The following is a 16321-nucleotide window of genomic DNA, read 5'->3' on the forward strand; positions in this document are numbered from 1 at the left end:
GAAGTTCGGTTTATTTATGTATGTACATAATAGCCCTGTCAATCAGCAAAGGCGGCGAAAGAATGAGCAGCGCAAAAAACGGAGAAACTCCGGCAAGTGGCGGAAACCCGTCTTTCGCGGCGCAGGTTCTGTGGGCAGAACAGGCACTTTTGCCCAATGGCTGGGCAAGCGGCGTGTCTGTGCATATTGCAGCTGACGGCAAGGTGAGCCATGTGGCCACTGGAACGCAGCCCGGGCAGAATGCTGTGCGCCTTGGCCTGCTGCTGCCTGCCCCGGCCAACCTGCATTCCCACGCCTTCCAGCGCGCCATGGCGGGACTGACCGAGCGGCGGGGACCTGATCCGCGGGACAGTTTCTGGACCTGGCGCCAGCTGATGTTCCGCTTTCTCGACCAGCTGACGCCGGAGGATGTGGAAGCGATTGCCGCCTTCGTGCAGATGGAGATGCTGGAAGCGGGCTACGCTACCAATGTGGAGTTCCACTACCTGCATCACCAGCCGGGCGGTGAGCCCTATGCTGACCTTGCCGAAATGTCCGCCCGCATCGCCGCGGCGGCTGCCACATCCGGCATCGGCCTGACGCTGCTGCCGGTGCTCTACCAGTATGGCGGCTGCGACAGGCGGGCGCTGGGGGCGGGACAGGTCCGCTTCGGCAATGACATGGACCGCTTCGCCAGGCTGGTGGAAGGTGCCGAAGCTGCCCTTGGCGCCCTGCCCGCCGATGCCCGCATCGGCATTGCCCCGCACAGCCTGCGCGCCGTCTCCGCCGAAGACCTCTCCCGCGCCGCCGCCTTGCGCCCGCATGCGCCGCTGCACATGCATCTGGCCGAACAGGTGGCCGAGGTGGAAGAAGTGAAGGCCCATCGCGGTGCAAGGCCGGTGGAATGGCTTCTGGCCAACCAGCCCGTCGACGGCCGCTGGTGCCTGATCCACTGCACCCAGATGGAAGAGGCCGAAACGCTGGGCCTTGCCGCGACAGGTGCAGTTGCAGGCCTTTGCCCCATCACGGAATCGAGCCTTGGCGACGGCATCTTTGACGGCGTTCGCTTTGCCGCAGCGGGCGGGCGCTTCGGCATCGGCTCGGACAGCAACATCCGCATTTCACTCACCGAAGAGCTGCGCACCCTCGACTATTCCCAGCGCCTGCGCGACCGCTCGCGTGCCGCCCTCGCAACAGCGGAACGGTCTACAGGCCGTGTGCTGATCGAGGAGACGATCCGGGGCGGCGCTCAGGCGGCCGGACGCAAGACGGGTGAGATTTCCCAGGGCTTTCTTGCAGATCTGCTTGCGCTGGACACGGAAGATGCCAACATGCTGGGCCGCAGCGGCGACACCGCCCTCGACAGCTGGATCTTTGCCGGAGACGACCGGATCGTCAGCGACGTCTGGGCCGCAGGCCGGCATATGGTCAAGGGTGGCCGGCACGTGGCGCGGGACAATATCAGGCAAGCCTACATGCGGACCATCCGCAAGCTGAAAGACGCCTGACCGGGGAAACCGGACATGTGAAAACCGGACATATGAAAACCGGGTATGGGGAATGACAAAGGCAGACGCAAACAGGCCGGGCGCAGGAACCGGACAGATCACCTGGCAATCCATTCAGGCGGAGGCGCTGCGGCGCATTCATGACCGGGAATGGGCGCCGGGCAGTCTGATCCCGCATGAGGAGGAGCTTGCGGCCGAATTTGGCTGCGCCCGGGCCACCGTCAACCGGGCGCTGCGGGAACTGGCCATCCTCGGCATGCTGGAACGCCGCCGCAAGGCCGGAACGCGCGTGCCGCTCAATCCTGTGCGCCGCGCCACGTTCCAGATCCCGGTCATCCGGCAGGATGTGGAGGCCAAGGGCATGGATTATGCCTATCAGCGGCTGACCCTCGGCACAAAGCCCCTGCCCGCGGCCATCGCGGCAGCCCTGTCACTGGAGCCCGGCACGCCCTGCCTGCATGTCACATCCCTGCATATGGCGGACGGCAAGCCCTATTGCCAGGAAGACCGGTGGATCAACCCGGCGGTCGAAGGCGCCGGGGCGCAGGATTTCGTGACCATCAGCCCCAACGAATGGCTGGTGCAGAACATTCCCTTCTCGCGCGGCGGCATCGATTTTTCCGCCACCAGCGCCAGCCCGATCCTCGCCGACATGCTTCAGTGCAAGCCGGGTGAGGCCCTCTTCGTCATGGAGCGCACCACCTTCTCCGGCGACATGCCCGTCACCGCCGTGCGGCTGACCTATGCGCCGGGGCACAAGGTCAGCACGGCTATCTGAGGCGCGGCGCATAGGTCAGAGCGTCAGCGCTTCGCCCGCCTTCGGCGCCTTCACCGTGGCTGCCTTGGCACCCATAGCGGCGATGAAAGCGTCTGCCGACCGGTCGACCATCGGGAACGATGCATAGTGGCAGGGAATGACGGTCTCGAAATCAAAGAACCGGTTGCAGGCGAGCGCGGCGGCCTTTGCGCCCATGGTGAAGCGGTCGCCAATCGGCACGAGGCCGGTTTTCGGCTGATGCAGCTCGTTGATCAGCGCCATGTCGCCGAAAATATCCGTGTCGCCCATGTGATAGAGCACCTTCTCGCCGGGCGCTGCCAGGACGATGCCATGCGGATTGCCCATGTATTTGAGCCCGTCGCCATCCTGACTGGTGGCGGAGGAATGGATCGCCTGCGTCAGCCCCACCTTGAACGGCCCCACATCCACCATGCCGCCGGCATTCATCGGGTTGATGTTCGAGATGCCCTTGCCCGACAGCCACATGCAGATCTCGAAATTGGCCGTTACCTGCGCCCCGCTCGCCTTGGCAATTGCCACCGTGTCGCCAATGTGATCATCGTGGCCATGGGTCAACAGGATGTGGGTGACGCCGGCGCTAGCCTCTTCCACCGTCAGACCGGCGGGAAAGCCCGGGTTGCCGGTGAAAAACGGGTCGATCAGGATCACCGCATCCTTCACCTCGATGCGGAAGGCGGAATGTCCAAGCCAGGTCAGTTTCATTGCAATGCTCCAGACTGAGGGCGGCCCCGGGCGGGACCCGGACCGGCGGAGCGCGCATAGGCAGCCCTTCGCAAGCAAAGGCCAGGCCGCAACGCGCCATCAGCCCGGAATATAGGCCGCCCTGCCCGGACAGCAACCCACACCGCGGCGGCACAAGGGCCTGGAACTCTATCCCCGCCTCCTTCCTGCTTGCCGAAACACCTCCGCTGTGCGAGCACTTGCGCCATGTGGCGGCAGGTGTGGCCTGACTGTCTTTCCGGTACTTATCCTTGATGATGCAGCAACGGCCCCATGACCCAGAACTCCTCACAGGACACTTCAAAGGACATTGGCACCACCGCCCCGGGCGGGCAGAAGCAGCTGCACAGCGCGGTCATTGCCCGTCAACTGGAGAACGAGATCATTGCCGGTGAGTTGAAGGCAGGCAGCAGGCTGGACGAAATTGCCCTGGCCGAGCGGTTCGGCGTGTCCCGCACGCCGGTGCGTGAGGCGCTGCATATCCTCGCCTCCCGCCATCTGGCCGAGCGCGTGCCCTATCGCGGCGTGATCGTTGCCAGCATCACCCGCGAGCGCGTCGACCAGCTGTTCGAGGCCATGGGCGAAATCGAGGCGACCTGCGGGCGCTTTGCCGCCGAGCGCATGAGCATGAGCGAGCGGGCGGCGCTGGAGACCTTGCATCTCGAAATGGTGGAGATGGCGGAAACCTCCCTCTACGAGGCCTATGAGGACGGCAACACCCGTTTCCACACGCTTATTTTCGAGGGAACGCACAACGATGAGCTGATCCAGATCGCGCATGGCCTGCGGCTGAAGCTCGCTCCCTTCCGCCGCTCGCAGCTGCGGGCCGCAGAGCGGATGAAGAAGTCCAACGAGGAACATGCCCTCATCGTCAATGCCATCATCGAACGCAACGCAAAGGAAGCCGAGCGCGCCCTGCGCCGCCATCTCGTCAGCGCGGCAAGGGCTGTTCTGGAGCATATGACCTAGCGATTTCAGATAATTCGGGTGAATATCTCATTGTTTGAGTCAAGCGGACCGGCATCCTCTCTCCATGCGAATACGAATATTTACAGCTACTTATGCCTGATATTTGAGATCTGATTTCAGGTGGGCAGCCGTAGCGGCACACCAGCCCTCTTCCTCTGGCTTTGGGCCACGGCACCTGATACACGCCAGTCCATGGCAAACGATCCCACGCTTCCGCTTGAAGACTTCATCGCCGCTGTTGCTCCCGGCAGCCGGCTGATCGGCCTTGACCTTGGCACCAAGACCATCGGTCTGGCGCTGTCGGACATTGGCCGTGGCATTGCCACCCCGCTGGAAACGATCCGGCGCGAGAAATTCACGCTGGATGCGCAGAAGCTGCTGGCGATCTGTGAAAAGCAGGGCGTGGGCGGGCTGGTCATGGGCCTGCCGCTCAACATGGATGGCAGCGAGGGCCCGCGCGTGCAGGCGACCCGCGCCTTCGTGCGCAATCTGGCAGAGAAGACGCCCCTTCCCATCACCTATTGGGACGAGCGCCTGTCCACCGCCGCCGTCACCCGCACGCTGATCGAGGCGGACCGCAGCCGGGCCCGGCGGGCAGAACTCGTCGACAAGATGGCCGCCGCTTACATCCTGCAGGGCTTCCTTGACCGGCTGGGCTATCTGCAGCAGGCGGAGGAAAAGCCCCGGCGCACCTTCACCATCATCGATGACGCAGACTGACGGCCGCCGCCCATGCTGATGACGCTGAGCGCCCTTCTGCCGGTCATTCTGGTCATTGCCTGCGGCTATGGCGTGGCGCGGGCGGGGCTCATCACCGGCGATCAGTGGCGCGGCGTCGAGCGGCTGGCTTATTACGTCCTGTTTCCGGCGGTGCTGTTCCGCACCATTGCAACGGTCGACTTCTCGAAACTGCCAACCTTCGGCATGGGCTTCTCGCTGATGGGGGCCATTCTGGCTCTGGCGGCGCTGCTGCTGGTGATCCGTCTGCCGCTGGAGCGGGTATTGGGCATTCCCGGCCTGCGTTTCACCTCGATCTTTCAGGGCACCCTGCGCTGGAATGCCATGATCGCACTGGCCATTGCCGGCAGCGTCGTGGGCGAAGACGGGCTGGCCATGCTGGCCATTGCCATGGTCTTCATGATCCCGCTGCTGAACGTGCTGAGCATTCTGGTGCTGTCGCACTATGCCAGCGGCAATCCTCCGGGAGCGGCCAAGATCTGCAAGGATCTGGCGCTCAATCCCTTCATCGTCTCCATTGCGGCTGGCATCCTTGTGAACCTCGCCGGCCTGCCCCTGCCGGATGCTGTGGACTCCACCCTTGCCATTCTCGGCAGCGCCTCCCTGCCCATCGGCATCATCTGCGTCGGCGCGAGCCTTGATCTTTCCTCCCTGCGCCGCCCCGGCCCTGCCCTTGCGCTCGGCACCTTCCTGCGCCCGCTGCTGATGCCGCTGGCGGCCTATGGCTTCACGCTGCTGTTCGGTGTCACGGGCGCGGCGCAGACGGTGGTGATCATCGCCAGCGCCGTGCCGACCGCCAGCAATGCCTACATCCTTGCGCGGCAGATGGGCGGCGACGCCAAACTGATGGCGGAAATCATCACGCTGCAGACACTGGCAGCCGCCGTCACCATTCCGGCAGCCCTGCTGATTTTTGGCTGAACGGTCAAGAATTGCCCCCGCATGTGGACAGGCCGCCCGGGAGCACCCGCAAGGCCATTCCGCGCTTGTAGACTCGCGGAACAAGGCCTATCCAGTTCACTCGATGAGCGCACAAGAAAACCATCGAGCAGGCCTTTTCCCCCATCGTCATTTGCTGGGCATGGAAGGCCTTCAACCCCAGGATATCCTCGGCCTTCTGGACCGGGCGGATCAGGCTGTCGAAGTCTCCCGCCAGGTTGAAAAGATCCGGCCGGTGCTTCGTGGACGCACCCAGATCAACCTGTTCTTCGAGGCCTCGACGCGGACGCAATCGTCCTTCGAGATCGCGGGCAAGCGCCTTGGCGCGGATGTGATGAACATGCAGGTCTCCGCTTCTTCGGTGAAGAAGGGCGAGACGCTGATCGACACCGCCGCGACACTGAACGCCATGCACCCGGATATCCTCGTCGTGCGCCACCATGCGGCAGGCGCGGTGCATCTGCTGGCGCGCAAGGTGGGCTGCTCGGTGATCAACGCCGGTGACGGCCAGCATGAGCATCCGACGCAGGCGCTGCTGGATGCCCTGACCATCCGCCGCCACAAGGGCAAGATCGCCCGGCTGACGGTGGCCATCTGCGGCGACATCCTGCATTCGCGCGTGGCCCGTTCCAACATCATCCTGCTGAACGCGCTCGGTGCGCGGGTGCGCGTGGTCGCCCCCTCCACCCTGCTGCCCAGCGGCATCGACCGGATGGGCGTGGAAGTGTTCCGCGACATGAAGGAAGGCCTCAAGGGCGCCGACATCGTCATGATGCTGCGCCTGCAGCGCGAGCGCATGAACGGCGCCTTCATTCCGTCCGTGCGCGAATATTACCGCTATTATGGGCTTGATGCCGAAAAGCTGGCCTATGCCAAGGAAGATGCGCTCGTCATGCATCCCGGCCCGATGAACCGGGGCGTGGAAATCGACCCGGCGGTGGCCGACGGGCCGCAGAGCCTCATCCGCGAGCAGGTGGAAATGGGCGTGGCCGTGCGCATGGCCGTGCTGGAAGCCCTCGCCGCCCATCTGCCGAACCAGTAGGAGCCTGACCCGTGGCCCAAGACACTCCCAAGCCCCTGGTTCTCAAGAATGCCCGGGTGATCGACCCGGCGCGCGGCCTTGATGCGGATGGCAGCGTGATCATCGCGGACGGCACCATTCTGGCCGCCGGTCCCGAAGCGCAGAACCAGGGCACGCCCTATGGCGCCGAGATCATCGACTGCGACGGCGCCATCGTCGCCCCCGGCCTCATCGACATGTGCGTGTCGGTGGGCGAACCCGGCCACGAGCACCGCGAAACGCTGGCCAGCGCCAGCGAGGCGGCAGCCGCGGGCGGCATCACCACCATCGTCACCATGCCCGAGACCGATCCGGTGATCGACGATCCGGCGCTGGTGGACTTCATCCTGCGCCGCGCCCGCGACACGGCGGTGGTCAATGTCCGGCCCATGGCCGCCCTCACCAAGGGCCTTGTCGGGCAGGACATGACCGAAATCGGCCTGTTGCAGGAAGCCGGTGCCGTCGCCTTCACCAACGGCCACAAGTCCGTCCGCAATGCGCAGATCATGCGCCGGATCATGACCTATGCGAGGGACTTCGGCGCGCTGGTCGTGCATCACACGGAAGACCCGGACATGACCGGCGGCACCATGAATGCCGGTCTCAATGCCTCGTGGAAGGGGCTGTCCGGCGTGCCGCGCGAGGCCGAGATCATCATGATCGAGCGGGACCTCAGGCTCGTCGGCATGTCGCGCGGGCGCTATCACGCCAATCTCGTCTCCACCTCCGATGGCGCCGCCGCCATCCAGACCGGCAAGGACCGGGGGCTGGACGTGACGGCCGGCGTGTCCATCAACCATCTGACGCAGAACGAAAACGACATCGGCCCCTACCGGACCTTCTTCAAGATGTCGCCGCCCTTGCGCGATGAGAATGACCGCATGGCCATGGTGCAGGCGGTGGCCGATGGAACGATCGACATCATCTGTTCCAACCATGACCCGCAGGACGTGGAAACCAAGCGGCACCCCTGGGCGGAAGCCGAGGACGGGGCGATCGGCCTCGAAACCCTGCTGGCCGCCGCGTTGCGGCTCTATCATGCAGGCGACATCGGCCTTCTGCCGCTGCTGCGGGCGATGACGCTGAACCCGGCCAACCGGCTGGGCCTTGACGCCGGCCGCCTCACGGCAGGCGCACCGGCGGACGTGATCGTCTTCGACCTTGACCGGCCCTGGGTGCTGGAAAAGAAGGCCATCCGCTCCCGCTCCAAGAACTCGCCGTTCGAAGATGCGCGTTTCTCGGGCCGGGTGCTCACAACCATTGTTGCAGGCCGCAAGGTCTACGATTACGCTTGACGCAACACCACCGGAGATAAACGCGTGGACACCGCGCCTACCTTTGATCTGGCCCCGCATCTGATTTTCGCCTCCCTCGCCCTTGGCTATCTGCTGGGCTCGATCCCCTTTGGCCTCGTCATCACCCGCATGGCGGGCCTCGGCGATATCCGCAAGATCGGCTCGGGCAACATCGGCACCACCAATGTGCTGCGTACCGGCCGCAAGTCGCTGGCGGCGGCAACGCTGCTGGGCGATGCGCTGAAGGGCACCGTGGCGGTGCTGATTGCAGGCCATTTCTTCGGCCCCTCCGCCGCCATGCTGGCCGGTCTTGCCGCGTTCATTGGCCACATCTTCCCGGTCTGGCTGGGCTTCAAGGGCGGCAAGGGCGTGGCAACCTATCTCGGCATCCTGCTCGGCCTCAGCTGGCAGGCAGGCATCGTCTTCGCGCTGAGCTGGATCCTCGCCGCCTATCTCTTCCGCTTCTCCTCGCTGTCGGCCCTCATCGCCAGCCTCATCAGCCCCATCGTGCTGGTTCTGCTGGGTCAGATGCAGCTCGCCCTCGTCTTTGCGCTGCTGACTGCCTTCCTGTGGGCCAAGCATCACGAGAATATCCGCCGGCTTCTGAGCGGCACGGAATCGAAGATCGGTTCCAAGGCCAAGGTCCCGGCGGCGGAAGGGGCAGACACGCCATCATGAAGACAGACACACCATCATGAAGACTGGCCCGCAGCCCGGCAGAACGATTGTCCTGAGCGACCGTCAACGTCTCGCCTGGCTGCGGCTGATCCGCTCGGAAAACGTCGGCCCGGCCACATTCCGCAGCCTCGTCAACCATTGCGGCTCGGCGGAAACGGCCATCGAGGCCCTGCCCGACCTGTCCCGCCGGGGCGGCAAGACCGCCATCCGCATCTGTTCACTGGCCGACGCGGAAGCCGAACTCGAAGCCCATGCCCGCGCCGGGGCACGGCTCGTTGCCATGGGCGAGGCGGACTATCCCCCGCACCTGCGTCATATCGACGGCCCCCCGCCACTCATCTCCGTGCGCGGAAACGGCAGCACCCTCGCCAATCCCAGAGCCCTTGCCATCGTCGGGGCACGCAATGCCTCGCTGGCAGGCCGCAAGTTCGCGGCACAACTGGCCGGGGAACTGTCTCAGGCGGGTTTCACCATCGTCTCCGGCCTCGCCCGTGGCATCGACGCTGCCGCGCATGAGGCGTCCCTGAGCCTTGGCACCGTCGCCGTCTTTGCCGGCGGGGTGAATGTGCTCTACCCGCCCGAACATGCCAGCCTGCTGGAGCGGCTGCTGGCGGCGGGCGGCAATGCCATCAGCGAAATGCCCTTCGGCTGGAGCCCGCGCGGGCGCGACTTTCCGCGCCGCAACCGCATCATCTCAGGCCTGTCGCTGGCGGTGATCGTGGTGGAAGCGGCCAAGGGCTCCGGCTCGCTGCACACCGCCCGTTTCGCGCTGGAGCAGAACCGGGAAATCCTCGCCGTCCCCGGCTCGCCGCTCGATCCGCGCTGCGAGGGCTGCAATCACCTGATCCGTCAGGGCGCGCAGCTGATCACATCCACCGCCGACATTCTGGAAGCCATCGGCAACCGCGCCGCGCCCGACCTGCCGCCGGAGCTGGACCTTGAGGAGCCCTCCTGGGAGGGCCCGGACGGCAACCTGCCGGAAGACAGCGCCCGCGCCCGTCTCATCGAAGCCCTCGGCCCGACGCCGGTTGGCATCGACGAACTCATCCGCGACACCCGCCTCTCCGCCCGCGCCGTCCATGTGATGCTGCTGGAGCTGGAACTTGCCGGGCGGCTGGAGCGCCACTCCGGCCAGAGGGTCAGCCTGACAGGGTAACGCCAGCCCTTGAGTAATGGCAGACCCGGTTCACGCAGTGGCGGGTATGCGGGCGATGACCTTGATCTCGAAGTCAAATCCCGCAAGCCAGTTGACGCCGACCGCCGTCCAGTTCGGATAGGGAGGTTCGGGGAAAACCTCGCTCTTTACCTCCAGAAAAATCCCGGCCTGTTTTTCCGGATCGGTGTGGAAGCTTGTCACGTCCACGATATCGGCAAATCCGCAACCGGCTGCAGCAAGCACAGCTTCGAGATTGGCAAAGGCCAGGCGGACCTGCTCCCGGTAGTCAGGTTCGGGGCTGCCATCGGCGCGGCTGCCGACCTGACCCGATACGAACAGAAGATCGCCGGACCGGATCGCGGCGGAATAACCATGGGCCTCATAAAGGGCATGGCGGTTCGCAGGGAAAACAGGGGTGGGAGTTGTCATGGCTTTGTCCTGACCGGCGAGGACCTTCACAGGCCCGCCGAATTGAGATACGTTGCGTATGCGTAATTCACGTACGCGGCGTATGTCAACGCATTTTCGCCCCGGAAACCTGAAGCAATGACGCAAGGCCCCCGCAGAACCCGTTCCTCGATGATGGAAGAGACCCGCATCAAGCTGATTGCAGCGGGCCGCCGCGCCTTTGCCGAAAAGGGCTTCGCGGCGTCTTCGATGGACGACCTGACGGCCGCTGCGGACCTGACACGCGGCGCCCTCTACCATCACTTTGGAGACAAGAAAGGGCTGCTCGCGGCTGTCGTGGCTGAGATCGATGGCGAATTGGCCGGACGTGCGCGGCGCGCAGGGGCTGCGGCTGGAACCGGTTGGGCCGCCCTCGAAGCGCAAGGGGCGGCCTATATCGAGGCAGCGCTGGATCCGGAGGTTCAGCGCATCGTGCTGCTGGACGGGCCCGCATTTCTGGGTGACCCTTCGCAATGGCCGAGCCAGAACAGTTGCCTCGAAGAAACCCGCACCGCGCTCGCCGCCTTGTCCGAGGCGGGCATCCTGAAGCCTGTCGACCTTGAGGCCGCTGCCCGGCTGCTCAACGGAGCAGCCCTGAATGCCGCACTCTGGGTCGCTTCCAGCGACGATCCGGCCGGGACCCTGCCCAAGGCGCTTGAGGCCTTCCGGCATCTCGCATCCGGATTGCTGGCAGAGTGACGCCTTAGGAAGGACCGAATGGCTGGCCCGGCATTCAAGCGCCGTTGACCTTTCAAACAGCCAGAATCACAAGCGTGGCTTGACCTTCTGTTCACAAACGGTCATTTGACAGGCGGCTTGCGATCCTTGATCGTTGCCGGGGGAACAAGAATTTGCAGCGGAAACGGCCGGACAATCTGGTCACGGCCCGCTCACCAGCTTCTGGATTGTGATGAACATCGTCATTGTGGAATCGCCGGCCAAGGCCAAGACGATCAACAAATACCTGGGATCGGACTATCACGTTCTGGCGTCCTATGGTCACGTGCGCGACTTGCCGGCGAAGGATGGCTCCGTCCGTCCCGACGAGGACTTTGCCATGATCTGGGAGGTGGACAGCAAGTCCCAGAAGCGGCTCAACGAGATCGCCAGCGCCGTGAAGGGCGCAGACCGCCTGATCCTCGCAACTGACCCGGATCGCGAAGGAGAGGCGATTTCCTGGCACGTGCTGGATGTGCTGCAGAAGAAGAAGGTGCTCAAGGACATCCCGGTAGAGCGCGTTGTCTTCAACGCCATCACCAAGCAGTCGATCCTGGAGGCGATGAAAAATCCGCGGCCGATCGACACACCGCTGGTGGATGCCTATCTCGCCCGCCGTGCACTCGATTATCTCGTCGGCTTCACCCTCTCCCCCGTCCTGTGGCGCAAGCTGCCGGGCGCGCGCTCTGCCGGACGTGTGCAGTCCGTGGCGCTGCGCCTCATCTGCGACCGGGAAATGGAGATCGAAACCTTCGTCAAGGAAGAGTACTGGTCGATCCTCGCCAGCCTGAAGACGCCGAAGGGTGACGGCTTCACCGCCTCCGTGGTGGGCTTTGAGGGCAAGAAGCTCGGCCGCCTCGACATCAAGACCGAAGAGCAGGCGCAGACCATCAAGCGCATGCTGGAAGGCGCCAGCTACCGGGTGGAGAGCGTCGTCTCCAAGCCCGCCAAGCGCCATCCGCAGCCGCCCTTCACCACCTCGACGCTGCAGCAGGAGGCTTCCCGCAAGCTCGGCTTCTCCGCGTCCCGCACCATGCAGGTGGCGCAGAAGCTTTATGAGGGCATCACGCTCGGCGGCGAGACCACCGGTCTCATCACCTATATGCGTACCGACGGCGTGCAGATCGCCGGCGAAGCCATTGCCGCCGCCCGCCGCGTCATTGCCAGCGACTTTGGCGACAAGTACGTTCCCGAAAAGCCGCGCTTCTATTCCTCCAAGGCCAAGAACGCCCAGGAAGCGCACGAAGCCGTGCGCCCGACTGACCTTGGCCGCCGCCCGCGCGATGTCGCCCGTTTCCTCGATCCCGATCAGGCCCGGCTTTACGAGCTGATCTGGAAGCGCACGATGGCCAGTCAGATGGAATCGGCCGTGCTGGAGCGCACCACCATCGATATCGACGCCAGCGGCTCCGGCAAGCATGCCGCCCTGCGCGCAACCGGTTCCGTTGTCCGCTTTGATGGCTTCCTCGCGCTCTATCAGGAAGGCCGCGATGACGACGAGGACGAGGATTCCCGCCGCCTGCCGGCCGTGGATGATGGCGCGCCGCTGAGCCTTGCCGCCGTTGACGGCAAGCCGGGCATTGATGCCAGCCAGCATTTCACCACGCCGCCGCCGCGCTACACGGAAGCCAGCCTCGTCAAGAAGATGGAAGAGCTGGGCATCGGCCGGCCTTCCACCTATGCCTCGACGCTGCAGACCCTGCGCGACCGCGAATATGTGGATCTCGACAAGAAGCAGCTGGTGCCGCAGGACAAGGGCCGCATCGTCACGGCCTTCCTCGAAAGCTTCTTCTCCCGCTATGTGGAGTTTGACTTCACCGCGAGCCTTGAAGAGCAGCTCGACCGGATTTCTGCAGGCGAACTGTCCTGGCGCGAGGTGCTGGCCGCGTTCTGGCGCGATTTCTCCGCCGCCGTGGACGAGACCAAGGACCTGCGCGTTGCCCAGGTGATCGACGCGCTGAACGAGCTGCTGGCCGCCCATATCTTCCCCGTGAAGGAAGAGGGCAAGGACCCGCGTGCCTGCCCGTCCTGCGCCACCGGCCAGCTGTCGCTGAAGGTCAGCCGCTTCGGCGCCTTCATCGGCTGCAACAACTATCCCGAATGCAGCTACACCCGCCAGCTGGCACGCGGTGCCGAGGGCGAGGATGGGGAAGCGGCTGCCGATGGTCCGAAGGTGCTGGGCACCGATCCGGCCACCGGGCTGGATGTCTCCCTGCGCACCGGCCGTTTTGGCCCTTACGTGCAGCTGGGCGAGGAAGCCAAGCCCAAGCGCGCCTCCCTGCCCCGCGGCTGGTCTGCGGCGGATATCACGCTGGACAAAGCGCTGCAGCTTCTGTCCCTGCCCCGCGAAATCGGACCGCATCCGGAAGACGGCAAGATGATCTCGGCCGGCATCGGGCGCTTCGGCCCCTTCGTGCTGCATGATGGCACCTATGCGAACCTTTCGTCCGCCGATGAGGTGTTCTCGGCCGGCATCAACCGCGCTGTCGATCTTCTGGCGGAAAAGCGCGCCAAGGGTGCCCGTGGCCGGGCGGCCCCTGCCGCACTGAAGGAGCTGGGCGAGCATCCCGATGGCGGCCCCATCACCGTGCGCGATGGCCGCTATGGGCCTTACGTCAACTGGGCCAAGGTCAACGCCACCCTGCCCAAGGGCAGTGATCCGCAGGCCGTGACGCTGGAACAGGCGCTGGAGCTGATTGCGGCCAAGGGCGGCGGCAAGAAGGCTGCAGCCAAGAAGCCGGCCGCAAAGAAGGCCGCAACCACCAAGAAGGCTGCCCCGAAGAAAGCTGAAAAGGCTGAGGACGGCGAAGCAGCGCCGAAGAAGGCGGCAGCCAAGAAGACCACGGCAACCAAGGCAAAGACCGCAACCGCCAAGACAGCGGCAGCGAAAGCGCCTGCCAAGAGCAGATCCAAAGCCGGCAGCACTGCCGCAGACGAGGCCAATTGACCACGAAACGCACCCATGGCGGCGGCGGCGCATCCGATCAGCGCCCCGTCCGAGCCCGCAAAAGCGCAGCAAAACCCGGCGGCAGGACCGCAAAACCGGCCAAGACGCCGGGCGCCTTTCCCTCGCGCGAAGACATCCTTGCCTTTGTCGCGGAAAATCCGGGCAAGGCGGGCAAGCGGGAAGTGGCGCGCCACTTCGGCATCGTCGGCGCCGCCCGCATCCAGCTGAAGCGCATCCTCAAGGATCTGGCCGAGGAAGGCGTCGTCGAAAAGCGGCAGAAGCGCCTGATCCGCCCCGGTGACCTGCCGCCTGTTTTCGTGGTCTATCTCAACGCCCGCGATGCCCATGGCGAATTGCTGGGCGAGCCGGTGAACTGGGACGAAGAGGCAGGCACCCCGCCGAAAGTGCTGGTGCTGACGGGCCGCGACACGCCGCGCGGCGCAACGCCGGGCATCGGTGACCGGGCGCTGGTGCGCCTTGCCGACCTTGATCCCGGTCCGGAAGCTGCCCACACTGCAAAGGTGCTGAAGCTGCTGGAGCGCCAGCAGGGCGCCATCCTTGGCATCCTGCGCGAGCGCGCCGGGCACATGCCGCCCTATCTGGAGCCCATCGACCGCAAGCAGCGCGAACTCGACATCGACACCTCCGACCTGAAAGAGGCGGTGGATGGCGATCTCGTCAGCGTAGAAATCACCCGCATTGGCCGCTACGGCGCGCCCAAAGCACGGATCGTGCGCCGCTTTGGCTCGCTGAAGTCGGAGATGGCCGTCTCCGAAATCGCGCTGCAGAGCCACGGCATCCCCCATGTCTTCCCCGCCGCCGTCGAGCTGGAAGCCGAGCGCGCCCAGCCGGTGACGCTGGGCAAGCGCGAGGACTGGCGCAAGATCCCCTTCATCACCATCGACCCGGCAGACGCCAAGGACCACGACGACGCGGTCTATGCGGAAGCGGACGAGGACCCGGCCAACGAAGGCGGTCATGTGGTCTTCGTCGCCATTGCCGATGTCGCCCATTATGTGCGGCCCGGCACGGCGCTGGACCGGGAAGCGCATCTGCGCGGCAACTCGGTCTATTTCCCCGACCGGGTGATCCCGATGCTGCCGGAGCGCATCTCCAACGATCTGTGCTCGCTGAAGGAAGGCGTCGACCGCCCGTCCATGGCCGTGCGCATGGTCTTCGACAAGACCGGACGCAAGATCGCGCACACCTTCCACCGGGTGCTGATCCGCTCTGCCGCAAAACTCTCCTATCAACAGGCGCAGGCGGCCATCGACGGCCAGACGGATGACAAGACCGGCCCGCTGCTGGAGCCCATCCTCAAGCCCCTGTGGGCGGCCTATGCCTGCCTCACACTCGGCCGCGATGCCCGCGAGCCGCTGGATCTCGATCTGCCGGAACGCAAGATCAAGCTGAAGGCGGATGGCACGGTCGATTACGTCTTCATCCCCGACCGGCTTGATGCGCACAAGCTGATCGAGGAATGCATGATCCAGGCCAACGTTTCGGCTGCCGAAACGCTGGAAAAGCGGAAAGTCCCCCTGCTCTACCGCATCCATGATGCGTCGAGCCCGGAGAAGCTGCAGTCGCTGAAGGACTTCCTGTCCACGCTCAGCATGAAGCTGCCCTCCTCCGGCGGTCTGCGGCCCGCCACCTTCAACGGCATTCTGGCCAAGGTGAAGGACACGCCGCAGGCCCATCTCGTCAACGAGGTGATCCTGCGCTCGCAGGCCCAGGCCGAATATGCGCCGGAGAACATCGGCCACTTCGGCCTCAACCTGCGCCGCTATGCCCATTTCACCTCGCCCATCCGCCGCTATGCCGACCTTATCGTGCACCGCGGACTGATCCGGGCGCTGGGGTTCGGCTCCGATGGCCTGCCGGAGGAAATCGGCGGCAAGCTCGCGGCCATCGGTGCGGAAGTTTCCGCCGCCGAGCGCCGGGCCATGCTGGCCGAGCGGGACACCATCGACCGGCTGATTGCGCTCTGGATGAGCGAGCGCGTCGGCGCGCGCTTCACGGGCCGCATTGCGGGCGTCGTCAAGTCGGGCATGTTCATCAAGCTGGATGACACGGGCGCGGATGGCTTCATTCCGGCCTCGACCATCGGCCACGACTATTACCGCTATGACGAAGCGTCGCATGCTTTGATCGGCGAGAGGACTGGCGAAACCCATCAGCTTGGTGACAAGGTGGAGGTTGAGCTGGTGGAAGCTGCCCCCTTTGCCGGAGCCTTGCGCTTTGCATTGCTGAGCGAGGGGCGCATCACCGCCAAGGGCGCACGCCGGAAGGGCGGCTCATCAGGGCCGGGCGGGCGCAGTTCACCCGCCCGCAAAGGTGGCTTCACCCCGGGACGGAGGGGGAAAAGGTAA

At 64.9% G+C, this 16321-nt stretch carries 14 protein-coding genes; 12 read left to right on the top strand and 2 right to left on the bottom strand.

The genetic code is table 11. From position 1 onward, the window contains the following. Window positions 1-62 precede the first annotated feature (62 nt). Window positions 63-1487 carry a formimidoylglutamate deiminase gene (locus AC0CMF_RS04615; protein WP_472481076.1) on the top strand — a complete coding sequence of 475 codons (1425 nt, stop codon included), beginning with the start codon at window positions 63-65 and terminating at the stop codon, window positions 1485-1487. A 52-nt stretch (window positions 1488-1539) separates the two neighbouring features. Continuing rightward, window positions 1540-2265: a GntR family transcriptional regulator gene (locus AC0CMF_RS04620; RefSeq protein ID WP_472481078.1), complete on the top strand. Its 726-nt coding sequence runs from the start codon at window positions 1540-1542 to the stop codon at window positions 2263-2265. A 15-nt stretch (window positions 2266-2280) separates the two neighbouring features. Here the strand turns inward: AC0CMF_RS04620 and AC0CMF_RS04625 are convergent, their stop codons facing one another. Then, a complete protein-coding gene (locus tag AC0CMF_RS04625) occupies window positions 2281-2988 on the bottom strand; it encodes a metal-dependent hydrolase (RefSeq protein ID WP_374628334.1) in 708 nt (235 codons plus the stop codon). A 291-nt stretch (window positions 2989-3279) separates the two neighbouring features. Between AC0CMF_RS04625 and AC0CMF_RS04630 the strand changes: the two genes are divergently transcribed. The 7 genes from AC0CMF_RS04630 to dprA all read left to right on the top strand — a co-directional run bounded on the left by AC0CMF_RS04630 (window position 3280) and on the right by dprA (window position 9841). Then, the gene (locus tag AC0CMF_RS04630) at window positions 3280-3975 is read left to right on the top strand and encodes a GntR family transcriptional regulator (RefSeq protein WP_374628335.1); all 696 of its coding nucleotides are present in this window, start codon (window positions 3280-3282) and stop codon (window positions 3973-3975) included. Between the two features lie 192 nt (window positions 3976-4167). Then, a complete protein-coding gene (gene ruvX, locus AC0CMF_RS04635) occupies window positions 4168-4695 on the top strand; it encodes a Holliday junction resolvase RuvX (RefSeq protein ID WP_374628337.1) in 528 nt (175 codons plus the stop codon). Window positions 4696-4707: 12 nt separating this feature from the next. Beyond that, window positions 4708-5634: an AEC family transporter gene (locus AC0CMF_RS04640; protein ID WP_374628338.1), complete on the top strand. Its 927-nt coding sequence runs from the start codon at window positions 4708-4710 to the stop codon at window positions 5632-5634. A gap of 103 nt (window positions 5635-5737) precedes the next feature. Beyond that, window positions 5738-6694, top strand: a complete 957-nt coding sequence (locus AC0CMF_RS04645) for an aspartate carbamoyltransferase catalytic subunit (protein ID WP_050471673.1) — start codon at window positions 5738-5740, stop codon at window positions 6692-6694. A gap of 11 nt (window positions 6695-6705) precedes the next feature. Then, the gene (locus AC0CMF_RS04650; protein WP_374628339.1) at window positions 6706-8007 is read left to right on the top strand and encodes a dihydroorotase; all 1302 of its coding nucleotides are present in this window, start codon (window positions 6706-6708) and stop codon (window positions 8005-8007) included. A gap of 24 nt (window positions 8008-8031) precedes the next feature. Next, entirely contained in the window at window positions 8032-8685 is a 654-nt protein-coding gene (gene plsY / locus AC0CMF_RS04655; RefSeq protein ID WP_186393559.1) for a glycerol-3-phosphate 1-O-acyltransferase PlsY, read from the top strand. A 16-nt stretch (window positions 8686-8701) separates the two neighbouring features. Continuing rightward, complete coding sequence (dprA, locus tag AC0CMF_RS04660) at window positions 8702-9841, top strand: DNA-processing protein DprA (protein ID WP_374628340.1); 1140 nt, start codon at window positions 8702-8704, stop codon at window positions 9839-9841. A gap of 30 nt (window positions 9842-9871) precedes the next feature. On the opposite strand, the gene AC0CMF_RS04665 is transcribed toward dprA, so the two are convergent. Then, window positions 9872-10270: a RidA family protein gene (locus AC0CMF_RS04665; RefSeq protein ID WP_374628341.1), complete on the bottom strand. Its 399-nt coding sequence runs from the start codon at window positions 10268-10270 to the stop codon at window positions 9872-9874. Window positions 10271-10387: 117 nt separating this feature from the next. On the opposite strand from AC0CMF_RS04665, the gene AC0CMF_RS04670 reads away from it, so the two are divergent. From AC0CMF_RS04670 to rnr, 3 genes are all read left to right on the top strand, one after another. Next, complete coding sequence (locus AC0CMF_RS04670; RefSeq protein ID WP_247647836.1) at window positions 10388-10987, top strand: TetR/AcrR family transcriptional regulator; 600 nt, start codon at window positions 10388-10390, stop codon at window positions 10985-10987. 211 nt (window positions 10988-11198) lie between these two features. Next, on the top strand, window positions 11199-13952 hold the full coding sequence (gene topA, locus AC0CMF_RS04675) for a type I DNA topoisomerase (protein ID WP_374628342.1): 2754 nt from the start codon (window positions 11199-11201) through the stop codon (window positions 13950-13952). Continuing rightward, complete coding sequence (rnr, locus tag AC0CMF_RS04680; protein WP_374628343.1) at window positions 13949-16321, top strand: ribonuclease R; 2373 nt, start codon at window positions 13949-13951, stop codon at window positions 16319-16321. The genes topA and rnr overlap by 4 nt, the downstream gene beginning before the upstream one ends.

This window comes from Pannonibacter sp. CBAS1226, assembly GCF_055685825.1.